Source organism: Photobacterium lutimaris (assembly GCF_003025555.1).
GTDB classification, from domain to species: Bacteria; Pseudomonadota; Gammaproteobacteria; order Enterobacterales; family Vibrionaceae; genus Photobacterium; species Photobacterium lutimaris.
Genome location: NZ_PYMH01000011.1, coordinates 105787 through 126890, shown reverse-complemented (window position 1 = coordinate 126890; position 21104 = coordinate 105787). Strand labels below are relative to the sequence as shown.

The following is a 21104-nucleotide window of genomic DNA, read 5'->3' as shown; positions in this document are numbered from 1 at the left end:
ACCTATCAGTACTTCATACGGTGGTAAGTATGCGATATGCCCTGTGCCTTTGTGCTTCGCTTTTATTCTCTTCATCAGTACTCGCTTTCGGCAGTGGCGGTTCGTTGGGGGGAAACCCCGGCGAAGCCTCGGGCGGCGTCAATGCCAAAACGCCTTTATGCTTGGATGTCACTGGCGAGCGGATCCCCGATAGCTTCCAGACCAAATACCAACGCCAATGTACAATTACTGGCAATACCATGGTTGATATCATCAACTACAACAACTATTACCGCAACAAACCCAATGGTGAGTCCCTATCGGATATCAGAGCCAAAGCCAGTTAACCCTGTTTGTCATGGCATCACTTTTCAATATGGTTTTTCAGGCATAAAAAAAGGAGCCTTCTAGGCTCCTTTTTTACTCGTTCAAGCGATATTATTTTTTCGCGATTGGATCAACGAAAGTCACGGCCATATCCCATGGCTGCTCAATCCAAGTTTCCTGCGGGATATCTACCACGTAGTCATCAACCAGATGTTTGCCTGCAGGTTTCGCACATACCGTTACGAATTTTGCTTTCGGGTACATCTGACGGATCATTTCCGCTGTACCGCCAGTATCAACCAGGTCATCGATAACGATGAAGCCTTCACCATCACCTTCAGCTTGCTTCAGAACGGTCATCTCACGCTGATGATCGTGGTCGTAGCTAGAGATACACACGGTATCAACATAACGAATACCAAGTTCACGCGCCAAGATTGCAGAGGGAACCAAGCCACCACGGCTAACGGCAATGATACCTTTCCACTGATCTGCAGGAAGTAATTTCTCTGCTAACTGGCGGGTATACATTTGCATGTTGTCCCAAGTGATGATGAACTTATTACTCATATCCGATGAACCTCTGAGTCAGCAAAAACTGCTGTATGTATTTATTTACTGTTATAGAAAGATAATTTTAGCAACAAATAGGGCTGCGATAACCCACACACTAATATTTACATCACGCCCTTTGCCACTCATCGTCTTGACGGCAGCATAGGTGATAAAGCCAAGGCCAATACCTTCTGCGATGGAGTATGTTAACGGCATCAGTAGACAAACTACAACTACTGGTGCTGCTTCTGTTAAGTCACGCCAGTCAACGCTAACCAATCCAGACATCATCAGGATGGCAACATAGAACAACGCACCCGCTGTCGCATAGGCAGGCACCATACCTGCTAGCGGAGCAAAGAACAATGCCAACAGGAACAAAACGCCAACCGTCACAGCCGTTAGACCGGTACGGCCGCCCACGGCGACACCTGACACACTTTCAACGTAAGACGTGGTGTTTGATGTACCCAATACCGCACCAACAGAAGTAGCTGTACTGTCGGCCAATAGCGCACGGTTAAGACGAGGGAGCTTGCCATCTTTATCAACCAGATCCGCTTTAGTCGCGACACCCACCAAGGTACCGGCCGTATCGAACAGGTCGACGAACAGGAAGGCAAAAACCACTGAAATCAAGCCCACTTCCAATGCACCAGAGAAATCCATCTGCATAAAGGTTGGGGCAATGCTTGGTGGTGCCGACACGATACCGGCATAGCTCACTTCACCAACCAGCACACTGATAACGGTAACGGCCAAAATGGCAATCAGTACCGCAGCTTTATAACCGCGATGAACCAGCGCAATCGTTAGGAAGAAACCCAGTGAAGCCATGGCTGCCGGGAAGCTAGTGAAATCCCCCACCTGTACCAACGTTGCCGGGTTATCAACAACAATACCGGAGCTTTGCAGGGCAATAAACGCCAAAAACAGACCAATACCCGCCGAGATCCCAATCCGCAGGGCATGAGGGATCGAGTTGATAATCCACTCCCGAACGCGCATGACACTCAAGGCAATAAAGCACAGACCCGACAAGAACACCGCCGCCAGTGCAACCTGCCAGGTATGACCCATACCCAACACGACACCGTAGGTGAAAAAAGCATTCAGCCCCATCCCCGGAGCCTGTGCAACCGGATAGTTAGCCACAAAACCCATGATAAAACAGCCGACAACAGCAGCCAGACAGGTCGCAACAAAGACAGCGCCTTGGTCCATCCCCGTCGCCGACAGCATAGATGGGTTTACAAAAATGATGTAAGCCATCGTCAAGAAGGTGGTCAGACCCGCAAGCAGCTCAGTTCGGACGTCTGTACCGTGCTCTTTGAGTTTAAAAGTTTTCTCAAGCATTGCTCTCGATTCCTTGGAGATATTAAGCAATTGATATTGGTATATAGGATGTACCGAACCCGTATCCCGGATTCCACACATCACGAACATTCAAGAAATAGAAAACGATTGCGTTCCTATTTAGGGGGCGATTATATGCTCGATTATTGTCAAATTCCAGTAAATAACGGAATTATCACCATCGGATACGAATAACCGAATAAAAAATCAACCACGAAAAATAAAGAACAAAAATAAGTCAATAAAAACAGAAGCTTAAACCATTAACAGCATGATTACATTTTGTTCAATTATTATTTTACTCGTATGCGCAATCGTTAATATCAAGCAACAAAGCTCATTAATTAACAGCTAACGAAGAATGTAATCGAATACATCGAAAAGCCATGAAATACAGATTAAAAATAATATGTATAAGTATGGTGGTAATGAGAGAGGGCGAAGAATCAAGGAGATAAAAAAACGCCACTTCAACGAGAAGTGGCGTCAGAATGTAACTAGAAACCGAAAAGCGGTTTTAAGAGATTCTTAAACAAAGGGGGTGAACAAAAAGTTGACCACGTAGATCTGCCCGATCATGTGAAACCGGACAAACCGTAGAATTAGTAACCGAACGAGCTTGGGTATTTGAAGTTACCGGTGTATACAGAGCGGTTATTCCAAAATTTATTTGCAGATTCAAATACTTTCATTTTTATCACCTTAACTATTAAGCAATGAGTACACACAGAGTGTGTGTTTGGCCATCTTGACCTGACTTCAACTCGGTTCCATGGAGGCGATATCTCGGGCTCATCCTAGAGCAAAATTTTGTGTCGTTCGTCTTCGTTCAGAAGATACAGCAACTATAACTCCGGCGTAATAAACTTTCAAGCATTTTCTTTAACCTCGTCACACTTTTCCTGTTATTGAGTGGTAGAACAACAATTTCTGTAATTAAATTACATGGCGTAAGTTCACACTTTCACCCTTTCGCGACTAAAGTGTAACACTCCCCTATTGAACACCAACATAGATACAACATACCTTATTCAAACGAACACATATTAATGGTGGCGGGTGAGGGACAAAATGGCGGAATTCTCATATCTACGGAAAATATCTATTGGCAAACGGCTCTACCTATTGAGCTTTATCGTGACAACATTGACCCTATTGCCACTGGTGTTATTCATTGCCGATTACCAGACCAATATCATGGAGCAAAAAAGGCTCAAGACCCGCCACCTCGTTGAGAGTGCCCACAGCTTGCTCGGCTATTACCATTCTCTTGAACAACAAGGCACCCTTTCTCGAGCACAAGCCAAGCAACAGGCGATTGAAGCTCTGGCCGCTTTGCGTTATGAGCACCAAGATTATTTCTGGATCAACGATATGACACCGGCAATGGTGATGCACCCCTTCAAGCCCTCGCTCAACGGCCAATCGCTAAACAATTTTAAAGACCCCAACGGCACAGCCTTATTTGTCGAGATGGCCAATACCGTCCGCCAGCAAGGCCAAGGCTTTGTCGACTACTTTTGGGAAAAACCCGGCTTCAGTACCCCGCTGGAGAAGATATCGTTCGTGAAAGGCTTTCCAGCCTGGGGATGGATTGTTGGATCGGGGATATATGTCGATGATGTCAGTGCGTTGTTCTATCGCGAAATCAAAAAGATCAGCCTCTTCATACTCAGTGCACTGGCACTGAGCGCGCTGCTTGCTTGGCAGATCACCCGCTCGATCACCCACCCTTGCCGTGAAACGGCTCAGGCCATGCATGATATTGCTAAAGGTGATGGCGATTTAACTCAACGGTTACCGTGCCAGGGCGATGATGAGCTCAGCCAGTTGGCACGTTCGTTTAACACGTTCTCAAATCATTTGTCCGGCATGCTACGCGACATCGCCCCGGTCAGCGATCAGATCAGCGCCACTGCCAGCCAACTCAACAGCGTCGCCACCCAAACGGCAAGCAGTGCCAACCAGGCTTATCATGGCATTGACAGCGTTGCCGCCGCGATGAACCAGCTCCATGCCAATAATCAAGATATCGCCCAGTCTGCGCAACAAGCGGCCGATGCTGCTGATCAAGCCCAGCAACACAGCAGCAAAAGCATTGCCATTGTCTCCAATTCCGCCAAAGAAATGCATGCGCTACTGACCTTGCTTGACGAGGCCAGCCACAGTGCACACGTATTAGAACAGGACTCGCAAACTATCGGTTCGGTATTGGATGTGATCCGGGGTATTGCCGAACAGACTAACCTATTGGCCCTCAATGCCGCGATTGAAGCGGCTCGGGCCGGGGAGCAAGGACGTGGTTTTGCGGTTGTCGCCGCAGAAGTCCGCACCCTTGCCACGAGGACCCAATCGAGCACCAATGAAATTGAAACCATCATTGCCAACCTCCAAAACAGAGCCAACAGTGTCAGTGACGCTTTGGTCAAAACCCGGAAACAGTCCTCAAGCACCGCTGAGCATGCCGATGAGGTCGCCCAAACCCTGACCGCCATCGGCAAGCAGATCACCACGATATTAACGCTCAACCAGCATATTGCCGAAGCCAGTGACCAACAATCACAAGCAGCAGATGAGATCAACCAGAGCCTGCATCAACTAACCAATCACAGCCATCAAACCGTTGAACAGGGTGACCATATTGCCGCCGCCAGTAGCCAGTTACTGGCCAATGGGCAAAGCTTGGAAAGCCATATCGGCCACTTTAAGATTTAGCTGTTACCGTTTCGGACGCAGTGGTATCCTTGACGTTAACCGCGATAGGTAATTGTTCTGTATAATATTGCAATATTGTTGATATTCCGCTAACCGATCGCCCATTAACAACAGTTTATAAAGGAGACTGCTGTGTCAGAAATCAGCCAACTGTCACCCCAGCCTGTGTGGCAATTCTTCGATCAAATCTGCTCAATCCCACACCCTTCCAAGCATGAAGAAGCCCTAGCCCAGCACATCATCCAATTCGCCCAAGCCGAAGGCCTGGAAGTACGCCGTGATGCCGTGGGTAATGTCTTCATCAAAAAGCCAGCGACACCGGGCATGGAAGATCGTAAAGGGGTTGTTCTTCAGGCCCACATCGATATGGTGCCGCAGAAGAATGAAGAGACTGACCACGACTTCACAGCCGATCCTATCCAGCCATACATCGATGGTGAATGGGTGACAGCCAAGGGCACGACCTTGGGTGCCGATAACGGTATGGGAATGGCAGCTTGTCTTGCGGTACTGGCTTCAAAAGAGATCGAGCACGGTCCGCTAGAAGTTCTCCTGACCATTGATGAAGAAGCCGGTATGACCGGAGCCTTCGGTCTAGAAGAAGGCTGGCTGGAAGGCGACATCTTGCTAAACACCGATTCAGAGCAAGAAGGCGAAGTCTACATGGGCTGTGCCGGCGGGGTTGATAGCTCACTGGTTATTGATATCCAGCGCGAAACCACTCCCGCTGATTATCAGGCTGCCAAACTGGTGGTTAAAGGGCTTAAGGGCGGTCACTCTGGCTGTGATATCCATACCGGCCGCGGCAATGCCAACAAGATCCTTGGCCGTTTCCTGTTTGGTCACGCCGAAGAGCTAGGTTTGCGCCTGACATCTCTTACGGGAGGAAGTCTGCGTAACGCCATCCCACGTGAAGCAAGCGCGGTTGTGGCCCTGCCAGCGGAAAACGTGGATAAACTAAACGAGCTGTTCGTTGACTACCAAGAACTACTAGTTGCTGAACTTGGCCGTGTTGAAACCGACATCAACCTATTTACCGAAACAACCGAGCTTCCAGCTGATGTGCTTGCAACCGCCGACCAGCAGCGTTTCGTCAACATGCTAAACGCCTGTCCGAACGGTGTGATCCGCATGAGTGATGATATCCAAGGCGTGGTTGAGACATCACTGAACGTCGGTGTGATCACCACGGAAGCTGACAAAATCACGGTCCTGTGCCTGATCCGCTCGCTGATCGACTCTGGTCGCAGCAATGTCGAAGGCATGCTAAAAGCGGTGGCTTCTCTTGCTGGCGCAAGCTGTGAGTTCTCTGGCACCTACCCTGGCTGGAAACCGGATGCTGACTCTGAAGTTATGCACCTGTTCCGTGAAACGTATGAGAGCATCTACGGCCGCGTACCGAACATCATGGTGATCCACGCCGGTCTTGAGTGTGGCCTGTTCAAGAAGCCATACCCGAACATGGATATGATTTCTTTCGGTCCAACGATCAAGTTCCCGCACTCACCAGATGAGAAAGTCCAGATCGACACCGTTGCCCTATTCTGGGAGCAAATGGTAGCGATCCTGAAGAACATTCCGGTCAAGGCGTAGCCGTTACTCTCTGAGTAACCGATAAGAAAAGCGAACTCCTGTGAGTTCGCTTTTTTGTATCTGGCTATTGGCTATTGGCTATTGGCTATTGGCTATTGGCTATTGGCTATTGGCTATTGGCTATTGGCTATTGGCTATTTAGCCTTATCAAAAGTCTTTCCATGTCAAATTATTGCTTCCAAGTTCTTGCTCTTCCAATAGCCTATTGCCTTCCGCCCATGGCCGCTCCATCAAAACAACGACAACTGCTGTGCCCGGGTACCGACCTCCAAGCCAACACTGATCCCAATCAAGCGGATCTCCCTGTTCTGCTGGCGGGTCAAGGCTTCCTTGAGCAGCCCCTCAAACTGGGCCTTTTCCAACTTAGGCTGGGTATGCTCAACCGTGGTCTGCTGAAAGTCAGCAAACTTCACTTTCACGCCCTGCTTGGCAATGTTGAGCTCAGGACGTACCCGCTTGAGGCGCTTTTCCAATTCAGGAAACAAGCGCTCTATTACTTCCCAGCATTGCTCATAGCTGCTGATATTTTGGGTGAAAGTCCGTTCTACCCCGACCGATTTGCGTTCACGCTCCACCACCACTTCCCGCTCATCAATCCCGTGGGCACGGGACCACAACGACTGGCCGAACTTACCAAACTGCTGCAACAGCATATGCCTATCATATTGTTGGACATCTTTGCCGACATACAGGCCTCTGTCATGAAGTTTCTGGGTAGTAACCTTGCCAACACCGGGGATCTTCTCAAGCTTCAGATCGGCGACAAAGTCGGGGATTTCATCAGGGGTCACGACATACTGGCCATCGGGCTTGTTGAGATCTGAGGCTATCTTGGCGATGAACTTAACCGGGGCAACCCCGGCTGAGGCTGTTAGGTTCAGCTCCTCGCGAATGGTGCGGCGGATATCTTCGGCAATCAAGGTGGCAGAGCCATGGCACAGATCGCAGTCCGTCACATCGAGATAGGCTTCATCGAGGGATAACGGTTCTATTTTATCGGTATAGCGCTGGAAGATTTCGCGGATCTGACCAGAGACCTCTTTGTAAACGGCCATCCGCCCTGATACCAGCGTTAGGTGCGGACAGAGTTGCATCGCCTTTCCGGTCGGCATAGCCGAGCGTACACCGTACTTGCGCGCCAGGTAATTACAGGTGCTGATCACCCCTCGCTGCTCGGAACGCCCACCGATGGCAATCGGGATATCACGCAGCTCAGGATTGTCACGCATCTCTACCGCCGCGTAGAAGCAGTCCATGTCGACATGGATAATCTTCTTCTGCACCTTGGCTGGCTTGGGGGATAACAACGGAGACATGCGATCTTACACCTGGTTACTGTTTTTTTATACAGTAACATTATAGAGGCTAGATCAAACGGTGTGAAGCATAACAAAAAGCCCGGCAGTGCCGGGCTTGAAAATCAGAGTAAACGAGCCACTCTGGGCTTGTCTGATCAGATGATCTGATTTTTCTTCCACTCTGCTGCACGGGCTTCGCGCGCTTCACGCTTGAGGCGAGCATCACACGGCTCAGGACAGTCACACTCTTTAGCGATACCGATCCCGTCCAGGCCGCCACAGCTGCCACTGACGCTTTTACGCTGGAAGATATAACCGACAGCCATCGCCGCGATAACCAGCAAAAACACAGCAAAGGTCGTTACATAGATAACCATTGTTCAATCTCTACTTTTGGTTCATATAAGGGGCAAAGGCATCAGAAATATATTCCTTGAAGCCTTGCTCTGTTTTCACTACCAACAACAATGGGATCTGCTCTTGGTTGGCCAATGCCAGTGCCTTTTCCTCGCCCATTACAGAGAATGCCGTCGCTAGTGCATCTGACGTCATACTTGATGGGTGCAGCACTGTTACCGATACCACATGGTTAGAAATCGGCATACCGCTGTTGGGATCGATCAAGTGAGAGTAACGTACGCCATCTTCTTCGAAGTAGTTACGGTAATCACCCGATGTAGCAACCGCCATATCACCCGGCTCAATCACTTCCTGAATCGCTCGGCTACCGTCTTCGGTTGGCTTCTCAATTGCGATGCGCCACGGCACGCCTTCGAGGTTATTGCCTTTCAGGCTCAGTTCACCACCAATCTCAACCAGGTAATCTGCTACGCCTAGATCATCAAAGTAATCGGCCACCACGTCAACCCCAAATCCCTTGGCAATCGAGGACAAGTCTACGTACAGTTCAGGAATATCCTTAGTCAGGGTATTACCTTCCACGCTCAGGTGGTGGATACCGACAATCTGTCGGCGCTCTGACAGCTCTTGCTCAGTCGGTGTTTTCTCCGGGCGTGCTTCAGGGCCGAAACTCCACAGGTTCACAATCGGACCGACAGTCACATCCAATGCACCGTCAGTCAGCTTGGCAAGACGGATAGCCTCCGTCACTACCTTAGCAGTGTCGGCTGATACTTCAAACGGCTCATTGGCACGGAATTGGTTAAATTGGCTGAGCTCGGAATGCTTACGGTAAGTCGACATCTGATCGTTAACCAACTCGAGTCGACGGTCAATTTCTGCCTGGATATCCGTGGCAGGCGGTAAGCCTTCCTGCTTAATCAACTTAATTGAATAGTAGGTTCCCATGGTCGAACCGTTAAGGTGAATCAACTCACGCTGATCACTACAAGCTGATAGGGTAAATACCAACGCGAGCATCATCAATGCGCGGTGTAGCAATGTCTTCATCCAACTACTCCCCAAATGAAAGACAGTTAATAATATGCAAAGACCTTATCTTACATACTGTTATTATGCGCTTATTACGAAAAAAGGCTGACCCCAAAGGGGATCAGCCAGTTTTTCAGTGTGTAGCTAATTAGCCACCGAAGTCATCCAGTAGGATGTTTTCGTCTTCAACACCAAGATCTTTCAGCATGCCGATAACAGCTGCGTTCATCATTGGTGGACCACACATGTAGTACTCACAATCTTCAGGTGCTTCGTGATCTTTCAAGTAGTTCTCGTAGATCACGTTGTGGATGAAGCCTGTGTAACCATCCCAGTTATCTTCTGGTAGTGGATCAGACAGGGCAACATGCCACTCGAAGTTGTCGTTGTCCGCTGCTAGCGTATCGAAATCTTCAATGTAGAACATTTCACGCTTAGAACGCGCACCGTACCAGTAAGTCATCTTACGCTTAGATTTCAGGCGTAGAAGCTGGTCGAAGATGTGCGAACGCATAGGTGCCATACCTGCACCACCACCGATGAATACCATTTCGTTGTCAGTTTCTTTCGCGAAGAACTCACCGAATGGACCAGAGATAGTACACGTGTCACCAGCCTTAAGCGACCAGATGTACGATGACATAACGCCAGGTGGTACATCAGGGTTGTTTGGCGGCGGCGTTGCAATACGTACGTTCAGCTTGATCAAGCCTTTCTCTTCTGGGTATGACGCCATAGAGTAAGCACGGATTGAATGCTCTTTTACAATAGACTCGTAACGGAACAGGTTGAACTTGTCCCAGTCTTCGCGGTATTCCTCAGGAACATCGAAGTCAGAGTACTTGATGTGGTGCGGTTCAGCTTCAATCTGAATGTAACCACCTGCACGGAAAGGAACTTCCTCACCTTCAGGGATTTTAAGCACAAGTTCTTTAATGAACGTGGCTTCGTTATCATTCGAAAGAACTTCACATTCCCACTTCTTAACGCCAAAGATTTCTTCTGGAAGTTCGATGTCCATGTCAGATTTAACATTAACCTGACAAGCCAGACGTTCGCCTTCACGTGCTTCACCTTTGGTGATGTGGTCAAGCTCTGTCGGTAGGATATCGCCACCTCCAGACTTCACTTTCACGCGACACTGGCCACAAGAGCCACCGCCACCACAAGCAGAAGAAACAAAGATACCGCTCGCTGAAAGCGCATTAAGCAGTTTGTTACCGGCAGCGGTTGTAATCGCTTTTTCCGGATCGCCATTTACTGAGATAGTAATGTCACCTGATGGTACCAGCTTAGATTTAGCGAATAGGATCACTAAAACTAGAGCCAGGATAATCAAGGTGAACATGACTACGCCAAGAATAATATCCATTGATTTTATTCCTTATTATCCTGATTACAGCTGAACGCCGGAGAAGGACATGAAGCCCAACGCCATAAGGCCAACGGTGATGAATGTGATACCTAGGCCACGAAGACCAGGAGGTACGTCTGAGTATTTCATCTTCTCACGAATACCCGCAAGAGCAACGATTGCTAGCATCCAACCGATACCAGAACCTAGACCGTATACTACAGATTCAGCAAAGTTGTAATCACGCTGCACCATGAAAGATACACCACCGAAGATCGCACAGTTTACTGTGATCAATGGCAGGAAAATACCTAGCGCGTTGTATAGCGGCGGGAAGAAGCGGTCCAGAACCATTTCCAGGATCTGTACCAATGCCGCGATAACACCGATGAACGTAATAAAGTTCAGGAAGCTAAGGTCAACACCTGAAACAATGGCGCCGTCTTTTAGCAGTAGGTTGTAGATCAAGTTGTTCACTGGAACAGCGATCGTTAGTACAACGATAACCGCTACACCCAGACCGAAAGAAGTCTTCACTTTTTTCGATACCGCTAGGAATGTACACATACCTAGGAAGAACGACAGTGCCAAGTTCTCGATAAAGATCGAACGAACTAGAAGGCTTAGATAATGTTCCATGTTCCCCTTACTCCTTCGCTTCGATTTGTTCTGGACGGATGATACGGATAGCCCAGATCATGAAACCAATCAGGAAGAACGCTGATGGTGCTAGGATCATCATACCGTTTGGCTGGTACCAACCACCGTCAGACACTAGCGGCAGGATTTCCACACCGAATAGCTTGCCTGAACCAAATAGCTCACGGAAGAAAGCAACAGTGATAAGTACGAAGCCGTAACCTAGGCCGTTACCAATACCATCGACGAGAGATGGCAATGGCTCAGACTTCATGGCGTATGCTTCAGCACGACCCATAACGATACAGTTCGTGATGATCAGACCAACGAATACAGAAAGCTGCTTAGAGATATCGTAAACAAATGCTTTCAGTACCTGGTCAACAACGATTACCAACGAGGCGATGATCGCCATCTGCACGATGATACGTACACTGTTAGGAATGTGGTTACGGATCAGAGATACGAACAAGTTAGAGAACGCACAAACGAACGTTACCGCAAGGGTCATTACGAATGCTGTCTCTAGTTTGGTTGTTACTGCCAGCGCAGAACAAACACCAAGAATCTGAAGCGCGATCGGGTTGTTGTCGAGAAACGGCGCAAACAGAATCTTCTTCATTTCTTTAGTATCAGCCATTGTTTAGGCCTCCTTCACGAACTTTAGCTAGGAATGGACCAAAGCCCATATCACCCAACCAGAAGTCGAAGGTGTGCTGAACACCATTTGCTGTTAGGGTTGCGCCAGACAGACCATCTACACCGTGGATATCGCCTTCAGGTGCACCACCTTTAACGACACGGATAGCTGGCTTGCTGTTGCTATCGAACAATTCTTTACCAACGAACTGTGCACGCCAGCTCGGGTTCTCGATCTCACCACCAAGTCCAGGCGTTTCACCCTGCTCGTAGTAAGTGATACCCGCAAGCGTGTTACCGTCAGTTTCTACTGCGATAAATGCGTACATCATTGACCACAGACCACCACCGTGTACCGGCAGGATCAGCTTCTCGATGTTATCGTTCGCATCTTTCACTAGGTAAACAGTCGCCACGTTTGCACGACGAATGATCTTCGCTAGATCTTGGTCACCCGATAGGCGAATAGACTGAGCAGGATCTTTCGCAGCGTTACGCTGGCTGTAATCAGATGCAGTCGCACCGTCTTCAGTTTGCTTGACGAATTCACCGGTTTCTAGGTCAACAAGCTTAGGTTCGATGAACTGGTCATACGCTTCAGTAACATTGGTACCGTCTTGAAGAAGGCCCGCTACTGAAAGGATATTGCGCTGAACATCAAGCACCGCATTCTTCTGCTGCAGTGGACGCAGAGCAACCGCCGCTGCTGATACCACGATTGAGCACACTAGGCTCAGTGCGATAACAACAATTAGCGTCTTTTTAATGCTATCGTTATTACTTGACATGACGAGCTAGTCTCCGCTTGATATTGCCCTGAACTACAAGGTTGTCAAATAGAGGTGCGAATAGGTTAGCAAATAGAATTGCTAGCATCATACCTTCTGGGTACGCAGGGTTAACCACACGAACCATAACAGCCATTGCACCGATTAGTGCGCCATACCACCACTTACCTTTGTTGGTAAATGCAGCAGACACTGGGTCGGTTGCCATGAACATCATACCGAATGCAAAACCACCTAGAACTAGGTGCCAGTGCCATGGCATGCTGAACATTGCGTTAGTATCAGAACCAATAATGTTGAATAGCGTCGCTGTCGCGATCATACCGATCAACGTACCCGCGATGATGCGCCATGAAGCAATACCCATGAACACGATCATTGCGCCACCAAGGATGATAGCTAGGGTTGACACTTCACCGATAGAACCTGGGATACGGCCGATGAACGCGTCCATCCAGCTTACAGCATCGCCAGTTACCGTGTTAAGAACTGCAGCCTGACCGCCGTTTGCCCACTGGCTTAGTGCTGTTGCACCAGAGAAGCCATCTGCCGCAGTCCACACTAGATCACCAGAGATCTGAGCTGGGTATGCGAAGAATAGGAACGCACGACCTGCCAATGCAGGGTTAAGGAAGTTACGACCAGTACCACCAAAGATTTCTTTAGCAACGACAACACCGAAGGTAATACCCAGTGCTGCCTGCCATAGTGGTAGTGTTGGCGGTACGATCAGTGCGAAAAGAATAGAAGTTACAAAGAAACCTTCGTTAACTTCGTGCTTACGCACCATACAGAAAAGAACTTCCCAGAAACCACCTACAGCGAATACCACGGCATAAATTGGTAGGAAGTAGGTCGCACCCAGTAGCATTTTGCTACCCCAGCCAGCGTCTGCTGACATGGTGCCGCCTAGCATTTCTGTCAGCCAGTAGTGCCAGTCACCGGCAACAAGCGTTGCTAGCTGCTCACCCACATACATGTGGTTAAGCGCAGTGATAGCCTGGTGGCCAGTGTTGTACATACCCCAGAACATAGCTGGGAAGACCGCAAACCACACCATGATCATGATGCGTTTTAGATCAACGCTGTCGCGAACGTGTGCGCTTGTGCGCGTTACCTGGCCTGGCGTGTACATCAAAGTTGCAAACGCTTCGTAAAGCGCAAACCACTTCTCGTGCTTACCACCTGGCTCGAAATGGTGTTCAACCTGCTCGAGTAAATTCTTGAGACTCATGAATTACCCTTCCTTCTCAATTGTGTCCAGGCACTGACGTAGCATAGGACCAAATTCATACTTACCTGGGCATACGAACGTACATAGTGCTAGATCTTCTTCATCCAGCTCAAGTGCACCTAGCTGCTGAGCACTGTCAACGTCACCTGCACATAGGTCACGAAGAAGCAGAGTCGGCTCGATATCAAGCGGCATTACTTTTTCGTAGTTACCGATTGGCACCATCGCACGCTCAGAACCGTTCGTCGTCGTAGTCATATTGAATAGCTGACCCGGGAAGAACTGGCTTAGGAAAGAGCGAGTTACTGAGAATTTGTTTTTACCTGGTGCAATCCAGCCCAAGAATTCTTTTTCACGGCCTTCGCGAAGGGCTGAAATCTGTAGGTGGTAACGACCTAGGTAAGCATGAGGGCCCGAAGCATTAACACCGTTCAGCACAGAACCAGAAAGAATGCGCACTTCGCCTGGCATCATTTCAGAGTCTGTGATCTGCTCGATAGACGCACCAATTTGAGTACGAACTAGACGAGGGTTGTTAACAACAGGACCAGCCAGAGATACCACGCGATCAGTGAATAGCTCACCAGTCAGGAACAATTGACCGAATGCAATAACGTCCTGATAGTTGATGTGCCATGCCACGTTCGCGATACTTGCACCGAACAACGTGTGGATGTGAGTACCCACTAGACCCGCAGGGTGCGGACCGTTGAATACATGCTCTTCCACATTGGCTTCACTGCAGCGAGGTAGACTTGCACCAGACTTACAAACCAATACTTTACCGCTTGTTAGGCGAGACAATACTGTCAAACCTGCAGTAAAGGCATCGTTTTGCTCGTTGATAACAACTTCTGGGTTAGCTGCTAGAGGATTGGTGTCAATAGCCGTTACAAAGATAGCCTGAGTTTCAGCATCGATCGCAGGGACCTTGCTGAACGGACGCGTACGAAGCGCTGTCCACATACCAGACTCAACCAGCTGATCGACCAGTACAGAACGCTCAAGTTGAGCAATCTGACCAGCTTCATAGCTGTTGAATGTAACCTGCTCGTCGCCTTCTACATCAATCACTACGGATTGTAGAACACGCTTTGCACCACGATTGATTTCTGCAACCTTGCCGCTGGCTGGAGCAGTGAACTTAACGCCTGGATTCTTCTTGTCTTCAAAAAGAACCTGACCTTTTTTCACTACATCCCCTACGCGGATATGCATTGTAGGACGCATACCAACATATTCTTCGCCAAGCAAGGCGACACGTGTGATGGCCTTGCCATCATTTATCGCCTGGGTAGGAGTCCCTGAAATTGGGATATCCAGACCCTTCTTTATTGTAATCATACGCACTTGCACTACATTAACGGGAAAAAAATTTTCTATTGCGCAATTTAGACACGACTTTCCTTCGTCCGAAGCTGGCTTGATCCGCAACCAGCAACGCAACATCCTATTCACTTACTCATCACACTTTGAGTGGCGAGTAATTTTGAGGCCGGAATTTTAGCACTATTTCGTTGGATTTTACCATGACAAACAGCGCTAATCGGACTGAAAAACGACTAACTCTTTAAACGCAATATCATTGTTGGGTAATTATTTTGAACTAACACACAAAAGTGACAATCCTAAGGATTTATCATTTTTATCGCATCATCATAAGTAACTTAATAAAAAACCAACAATTACAATACAGTCACAACAATGGGGCAAAATGCCCCATTATTATATGTTTCAAATATGTCGCAATGTTAATCACTGTTAACATTGCGGATGCCAAAAACCACGTCGTGGTATAACAATTGCCACCACAAAATCGGGTAAGCACCCTAAATTTCGTCAAGGCCGGGTTCACAGACCGGTTTAGCTTGCACCATGTTGCTTTGCCATTTGTTTTTCGTTTTATTTATAGAGGCAACCTATTGCTTCGCAAACTGACAGACCCAATTATAGACACCATAAGCAAAGTGACAGGCCCAATCGGTCATCGCTAGGACGAAACTAAGCCAATATACCAAGTAACACCACGCTGCTTGGGTATAATAGGCGGTATCTCGGCAATAGTACGAAATTGATTGAAGAAATGATGCGCCAAGTCTCAAACTTCAGTCTAAAAAAAAACCGCAATCATTGCGGTTTCCTCGCTAGTTCAGCTGGCAGTCAGCCTAGCTTACTACCACCACGGCATGATGGTGATGCTGGTGCCCCATCCTGCTGGCTCTGCCATTCATTTTCGGTGTAAGTGTGGATCGCTAGAGCATGAATATGGTTGGCTAACTCATCAGCCAAAGCGGTGTTCACCGCGCGATGACGGCCGATAAGACGCATCCCTTCGAACTGCTCGCTGACGACAATAACCTTGAAATGGCTCTCTGAGCCTTCCGGTACATTGTGCATGTAACTCTCATTGATCACCTCAAGATGAAGGGGCGAGAACGCGTTCTGTAGTTTCTCTTTTATACGTTCTTGGATCATTGTGTACCTTCTCCTAGGGGAATATCAGCACTACTGGCGACAACTTATGTGCCGTAGAGATACAAAATAGGTTTTCAGTGGTGGCTGGTTTTGCGAAAATACCAACCAATGAGTAAACATACCGTAAAGTAACCGTTAATGAAACCAGAGCTAACCCTTCATGCGCGTACGCTGCGCCTGCAGCGATACCCAGCAAGGAACAACGACACCCTGCAGGCATGGGACGCAGCAGACGAGTACCTGATCAACCACGTTAAAGAGGCTGATATCCCCCTCGACCCAGCACGTCCAATCCTGATCCTGAACGATAGCTTCGGGGCGCTTAGCTGCTGGTTTGCCAACGACGGTAAAGTCACAACCGTCACTGATTCGTTCATCTCAGCACAAGGCTGTAAGGCCAACCTGGCAGAGAATCAGCTGCCTGAGGTAAACATCATCGACGGCCTGGCGGAGTTACCACAAAACCCACAATTGGTATTGATGAAGCTCCCCAAGAACAACCGTTTACTGGTATGGCAACTGCAGCAGCTTTGCCAGTTGCTACCTGCTGACTGTAAGGTGATTGCGGCCGCCAAGGCAAGAGATATCCATTCCTCGACCTTGAAGCTGTTCGACAAGCACCTCGGTGAAACCAAAACCTCATTGGCGGTCAAAAAAGCCCGGTTGATTTTCTGCCAGGCCAACCCAGAACTTGCTCAACCCCTGCCAGCTCCGCAGCAATGGGATGTCCCTGAGCATGGCATCACATTGAGCAACCACGCCAATGTATTTTCCAGCGATAGCTTGGATATCGGTGCCCGCCTGCTGCTTGAACACATCCCTAGTGGCAGCCAATATCAAGACATCATCGATCTTGGTTGTGGCAATGGCGTGATTGGCATCAAGGCTGCTCGCCTTAACCCACAGGCAAATGTAGTGTGTGTCGATGAGAGCTATATGGCCGCAGCGTCTGCCCGCATGAACGCAGAGGCAAACCTTGAGACCCCATCCCAACTGACAGCGACGGTAAACAACTGCCTGGACAACTTTCCGGCCCAAAGCGCTGATCTCGTCTTGTGCAACCCGCCCTTCCACCAGCAGGCCGCGATTACCGACCATATTGCCTGGCAAATGTTTTGTGACGCCAAGCACGTGCTCCGTGGTGGCGGCAAGCTGATAGTGATTGGTAACCGCCATCTCGGATACGGTGGAAAACTCAAGCGTTTATTTGGCAATGTCACCGTCATTGCTCAAAATAACAAATTTGTCGTTTATCAATCAGATAAGTAAATTACAATATCACTTTTTACGGGGAGCTTGCGCAGCCCCCGCCTATACCCAAGGATAGAATGACTATGAAGAAGCTTCTTGTTGCTGCCTCCGTGCTTGCCCTGACAGCCTGTTCTACCCCGTCTGAGCCTCAGCTGTCTATCAGCCCGGAGCCAGTGATTGCCTCGCAGCCTCTGGTACAAGGCAAGAGCATGAATCTCGACAGCCGTGACCTTCGTACTGCCCAGTTCATCGCGGTTGTCGACAGTGGCCGTGAAAATGTCCAGCCCCTGCACAGCAACGAAAACCTCCGCACCACGCTGGAAGATGCGCTATCACGCCAGTTGACGGCCCAGGGCTATACCATTGCCAAAGACAGCCAGGGAACATTGCGCCTTGATATCCTAGAGGCAATGGTCAACGTCAAGCACAGCGTAGTGAGCCATGATCTGAGCAGCAAGTTGCAACTCCAGCTGGTTGTGGAAACGCCAAAAGGAAAATTCGTCAAGCGTTACTCAGGCAAATCGGCCCGCAATGGCGCGATGAGTGCTTCGGTACAGGATATGGAGCAAGCAATGAACAATTTGATCACTGCCGTGCTTAAAGACATCTATGCTGATCCAGAGTTGAACGCTTATATACAGGAGAACCTATAATGCGCCGTTTGTTAGCGACCCTATTATTTTGCTTGGCATTACCTGTCAGTGCTGCGACCCAAGTTGCGGTAACGACCAACCTGGGTGAGTTTGTTATTGAGCTCGAGCAACAAAAAGCCCCTGTTTCGAGCGAAAACTTCCTTCGATATGTGGCCGATGGCAGCTATGAAGGAACGATTTTCCATCGAGTGATCCCGGGATTCATGGCCCAAGGCGGTGGTTTCGACAAAGATCTCAAGCGTCGTTCAAGCTATGAGCCGATCAATAATGAATCCACCAATGGCCTGAGTAATGCCAAAGCCACGGTCGCAATGGCTCGTACTCAAGATCCGGACTCGGCAACTCGCCAGTTTTATATCAATTACCAAAATAATACGTTCTTGGATGCACAAGGCAGCCGTCCGGGTTATGCGGTATTTGGCAAAGTTGTGAGCGGGTTCCCAGTAATTGAAAAAATGACGGAAATTCCCACTACAACTATCCGCTCTATGGGTATGAAAGATGTTCCTGAGCAGCCTATAGTTATTGAAAGTGTCAAAATTATTAAAAATTAGACACAAGCTAATGTCACCTGATCATTAGCTTGTGATCAGGTGACAGCTATGCTCAAACTTGTCTCTTCCACACATGCTCCTACTGAATTAATCAGCCAGCATATTGCCGACTACGCCCCAGCGATTGCCCTCAGTGCCTTGGGGACCATCAATGGCGACGTCAATTACGACGCCATGAAAACCACCCTCACCGAACACCTTCATGAATGGTGGAAGCTCTCTGTCCCTTCCGGCTCCCCTGACGGTCACTACGAGTCTACCTACTGGTACTTAGTCCATTTACTGGAATCGTTGGAAGAGCATGAATTGCTGGGCAACAACTTCTTGCAATACAAAGTGTCATCGGCGGCACAGTTTCTGCTCGGGATCGGTGAGCGACAGGAAAAAATGCAGGGGATCCGTCCGTAATCCCCCCCTTCCTGCCCCCCCCTTTCCCGCCGTCTCAACCAGCCTTGTTTCAGAGTTATACAAGTTTCATACTTTGCCACCACCTTTTACTGTATTTTTACTTAATTACTCGGTAGCTTGCAGGTATACCTGTATATACTACTGGCTGCTAATTTCAGAAAGACCTGAGGGATCCATGGAGCAATCGATTGAAAACGAAAAACTTGGCTGGCGAGTTTACCTAGAGAAAAAAGTCCTGATCATGCTGGCGCTGGGCTTTTCTTCCGGCCTCCCCTTGCTGCTGGTGTTTGGTACCTTGTCTTTCTGGCTCCGCGAAGCCGATGTAAGCCGTACCGATATCGGCTTTTTCAGCTGGGTGGCGCTGGCCTACGGCTTTAAATGGATCTGGTCCCCTCTCATTGACCGTTTTCCTATTCCGATCTTGTCATCACTGCTAGGGCGACGTCGAGGCTGGATGATTTTCTCACAGCTACTGATCATTGGCTCCCTGATGGGAATGGCAATCAGCAACCCGCAAGGCGACTTGGTTCAACTGGCCATTTTTGCCGTCATCGTGGCCTTTTCATCAGCGTCGCAAGACATCGTCATTGATGCTTACCGTATCGAATTAGCTTCCGAGCGATTGCAAGCGGCGCTGGCTGCTGCCTACATGACCGGTTATCGCCTCGCAATGATCATGGCAGGTGCCGGCGCACTGGCATTTGCCGCTTGGTTTGGCTCGAATACCGGCTACGATCCTGAAGGCTGGAAGTATGCCTATTTCATTATGGCAAGCCTGATGTCGGTCGGTCTTATCACGGCGCTCTGCATTCATGAGCCAACTGTCGATAGCTCAGCCGTCGATAATATCGAGAAAGAGTTCCGCCAAAGCCTAATAGCCAAAGGGACTTCTCCGCGTAAGGCAAAACTCATAGCCTGGTTCTATGCCGCTGCCGTGATGCCATTTAAAGATTTCTTCGACCGCTACGGTAAACAAGCCCTGCTCATTCTTGCCCTGATCGGTTGCTATCGGATTTCCGATGTCGTCATGGGTGTGATGGCCAATGCCTTCTACGTCGATATGGGCTTTACCAAAACCGAGGTGGCCTCGGTGTCGAAAATCTATGGTGTAATCATGACCCTGCTGGGGGCAGGCCTTGGCGGGATTTTGGTCAGCAAGTATTCCACCATGCGCATTCTTGCCTTGGGTGCCGTGCTCGCCGCTCTCACCAATTTGGCCTTCATGGTTTTCAGCTATATCGGAAACAGCTTACCGATGCTGACGTTGGTGATCTCTCTCGATAACCTCAGTGCCGGTATTGCTACCGCCGCTTTCATTACCTTTATGTCGAGCCTAACCAATGTGGCTTTCTCGGCCACACAGTATGCGTTATTTAGCTCCATCATGTTGCTGTTCCCGAAGTTCATTGCTGGTTTCTCTGGCTTGTATGTCGACATGTACGGATACAATATCTTCTTCCTCACCACCGCCATCATCGGTCTGCCGGTACTTGGCCTGATTTATATTGTAAATAAACACAGTGAAAACCTGACGACCGAGAGCAGCTAGCAACATAATTACGCTCTCTTTCGTGACCCAATTGCATCTAAAGGAAGTATTCTGTTGAGCTGGAATACTTCCTTTTTTATTTTCTACGCCTTTCACCCCGAATTTAGATGACAAAACCGCGCTTAGAGCACCCTCCTCACACTTAGTTCAGAAAAATTACCATCAAATGCACAAAAAACACGCTAAAGATCACTTTTCTCTTGAGTTGTAATCGATTACAGTCGATCAAGATCACAATTAGCAAAGGATTGCGCAATCGTTACATTCACAAAGGTGACATAAAACAATAAACTCTCCGGCAACAGAACACGGGCAGTCAAAAGTCCGGTCTTAAAACACAATTAG

Annotated in this window: 21 protein-coding genes; 8 read left to right on the top strand and 13 right to left on the bottom strand. The window is 48.7% G+C overall.

What is annotated here, in order from left to right:
• Positions 1 to 29 precede the first annotated feature (29 nt).
• Positions 30 to 326, top strand: a complete 297-nt coding sequence (locus C9I99_RS19975) for a hypothetical protein (RefSeq protein WP_107350593.1) — start codon at positions 30 to 32, stop codon at positions 324 to 326.
• Between the two features lie 91 nt (positions 327 to 417).
• On the opposite strand, the gene gpt is transcribed toward C9I99_RS19975, so the two are convergent.
• From gpt to vcdP, 3 genes are all read right to left on the bottom strand, one after another.
• Complete coding sequence (gene gpt / locus C9I99_RS19970; RefSeq protein ID WP_107350592.1) at positions 418 to 876, bottom strand: xanthine phosphoribosyltransferase; 459 nt, start codon at positions 874 to 876, stop codon at positions 418 to 420.
• Positions 877 to 927: 51 nt separating this feature from the next.
• Positions 928 to 2217: an NCS2 family permease gene (locus tag C9I99_RS19965; RefSeq protein WP_107350591.1), complete on the bottom strand. Its 1290-nt coding sequence runs from the start codon at positions 2215 to 2217 to the stop codon at positions 928 to 930.
• Positions 2218 to 2819: 602 nt separating this feature from the next.
• Entirely contained in the window at positions 2820 to 2909 is a 90-nt protein-coding gene (gene vcdP, locus C9I99_RS27765; protein WP_483407023.1) for a small protein VcdP, read from the bottom strand.
• 379 nt (positions 2910 to 3288) lie between these two features.
• Between vcdP and C9I99_RS19960 the strand changes: the two genes are divergently transcribed.
• Both C9I99_RS19960 and C9I99_RS19955 read left to right on the top strand, forming a co-directional pair.
• Positions 3289 to 4932, top strand: coding sequence for a methyl-accepting chemotaxis protein (locus C9I99_RS19960; RefSeq protein WP_107350590.1), 1644 nt, complete (start codon positions 3289 to 3291; stop codon positions 4930 to 4932).
• 132 nt (positions 4933 to 5064) lie between these two features.
• The gene (locus C9I99_RS19955) at positions 5065 to 6525 is read left to right on the top strand and encodes an aminoacyl-histidine dipeptidase (RefSeq protein ID WP_107350589.1); all 1461 of its coding nucleotides are present in this window, start codon (positions 5065 to 5067) and stop codon (positions 6523 to 6525) included.
• Between the two features lie 230 nt (positions 6526 to 6755).
• On the opposite strand, the gene dinB is transcribed toward C9I99_RS19955, so the two are convergent.
• From dinB to bolA, 10 genes are all read right to left on the bottom strand, one after another.
• The gene (gene dinB, locus C9I99_RS19950) at positions 6756 to 7841 is read right to left on the bottom strand and encodes a DNA polymerase IV (protein WP_107350588.1); all 1086 of its coding nucleotides are present in this window, start codon (positions 7839 to 7841) and stop codon (positions 6756 to 6758) included.
• Between the two features lie 137 nt (positions 7842 to 7978).
• Complete coding sequence (gene nqrM / locus C9I99_RS19945; protein ID WP_107350587.1) at positions 7979 to 8200, bottom strand: (Na+)-NQR maturation NqrM; 222 nt, start codon at positions 8198 to 8200, stop codon at positions 7979 to 7981.
• A 10-nt stretch (positions 8201 to 8210) separates the two neighbouring features.
• On the bottom strand, positions 8211 to 9233 hold the full coding sequence (locus C9I99_RS19940) for an FAD:protein FMN transferase (RefSeq protein ID WP_107350586.1): 1023 nt from the start codon (positions 9231 to 9233) through the stop codon (positions 8211 to 8213).
• 130 nt (positions 9234 to 9363) lie between these two features.
• On the bottom strand, positions 9364 to 10587 hold the full coding sequence (nqrF, locus tag C9I99_RS19935; RefSeq protein WP_107350585.1) for an NADH:ubiquinone reductase (Na(+)-transporting) subunit F: 1224 nt from the start codon (positions 10585 to 10587) through the stop codon (positions 9364 to 9366).
• Between the two features lie 24 nt (positions 10588 to 10611).
• Complete coding sequence (gene nqrE / locus C9I99_RS19930; protein ID WP_039460611.1) at positions 10612 to 11208, bottom strand: NADH:ubiquinone reductase (Na(+)-transporting) subunit E; 597 nt, start codon at positions 11206 to 11208, stop codon at positions 10612 to 10614.
• Between the two features lie 7 nt (positions 11209 to 11215).
• Positions 11216 to 11848 carry an NADH:ubiquinone reductase (Na(+)-transporting) subunit D gene (locus C9I99_RS19925; protein ID WP_107350584.1) on the bottom strand — a complete coding sequence of 211 codons (633 nt, stop codon included), beginning with the start codon at positions 11846 to 11848 and terminating at the stop codon, positions 11216 to 11218.
• Positions 11841 to 12635: a Na(+)-translocating NADH-quinone reductase subunit C gene (locus C9I99_RS19920; protein ID WP_107350583.1), complete on the bottom strand. Its 795-nt coding sequence runs from the start codon at positions 12633 to 12635 to the stop codon at positions 11841 to 11843. Before C9I99_RS19920 ends, C9I99_RS19925 begins: the two co-directional genes overlap by 8 nt.
• A complete protein-coding gene (locus C9I99_RS19915) occupies positions 12625 to 13869 on the bottom strand; it encodes an NADH:ubiquinone reductase (Na(+)-transporting) subunit B (RefSeq protein ID WP_107350582.1) in 1245 nt (414 codons plus the stop codon). The genes C9I99_RS19920 and C9I99_RS19915 overlap by 11 nt, the downstream gene beginning before the upstream one ends.
• 3 nt (positions 13870 to 13872) lie before the next feature.
• Entirely contained in the window at positions 13873 to 15213 is a 1341-nt protein-coding gene (locus tag C9I99_RS19910) for a Na(+)-translocating NADH-quinone reductase subunit A (RefSeq protein ID WP_107350581.1), read from the bottom strand.
• 816 nt (positions 15214 to 16029) lie between these two features.
• Positions 16030 to 16344, bottom strand: a complete 315-nt coding sequence (gene bolA / locus C9I99_RS19905) for a transcriptional regulator BolA (protein WP_107350580.1) — start codon at positions 16342 to 16344, stop codon at positions 16030 to 16032.
• Positions 16345 to 16482: 138 nt separating this feature from the next.
• On the opposite strand from bolA, the gene C9I99_RS19900 reads away from it, so the two are divergent.
• From C9I99_RS19900 to C9I99_RS19880, 5 genes are all read left to right on the top strand, one after another.
• On the top strand, positions 16483 to 17613 hold the full coding sequence (locus C9I99_RS19900) for a methyltransferase (RefSeq protein WP_107350579.1): 1131 nt from the start codon (positions 16483 to 16485) through the stop codon (positions 17611 to 17613).
• Positions 17614 to 17678: 65 nt separating this feature from the next.
• Positions 17679 to 18248 (top strand): YajG family lipoprotein, encoded by a 570-nt coding sequence (locus tag C9I99_RS19895; protein WP_107350578.1) that lies wholly within the window; start codon positions 17679 to 17681, stop codon positions 18246 to 18248.
• Complete coding sequence (locus tag C9I99_RS19890; RefSeq protein WP_107350577.1) at positions 18248 to 18802, top strand: peptidylprolyl isomerase; 555 nt, start codon at positions 18248 to 18250, stop codon at positions 18800 to 18802. The genes C9I99_RS19895 and C9I99_RS19890 overlap by 1 nt, the downstream gene beginning before the upstream one ends.
• A gap of 48 nt (positions 18803 to 18850) precedes the next feature.
• Positions 18851 to 19210, top strand: a complete 360-nt coding sequence (locus C9I99_RS19885) for a hypothetical protein (RefSeq protein ID WP_107350576.1) — start codon at positions 18851 to 18853, stop codon at positions 19208 to 19210.
• 175 nt (positions 19211 to 19385) lie between these two features.
• Positions 19386 to 20759: an AmpG family muropeptide MFS transporter gene (locus tag C9I99_RS19880; RefSeq protein WP_107350575.1), complete on the top strand. Its 1374-nt coding sequence runs from the start codon at positions 19386 to 19388 to the stop codon at positions 20757 to 20759.
• Positions 20760 to 21104: the final 345 nt, after the last annotated feature.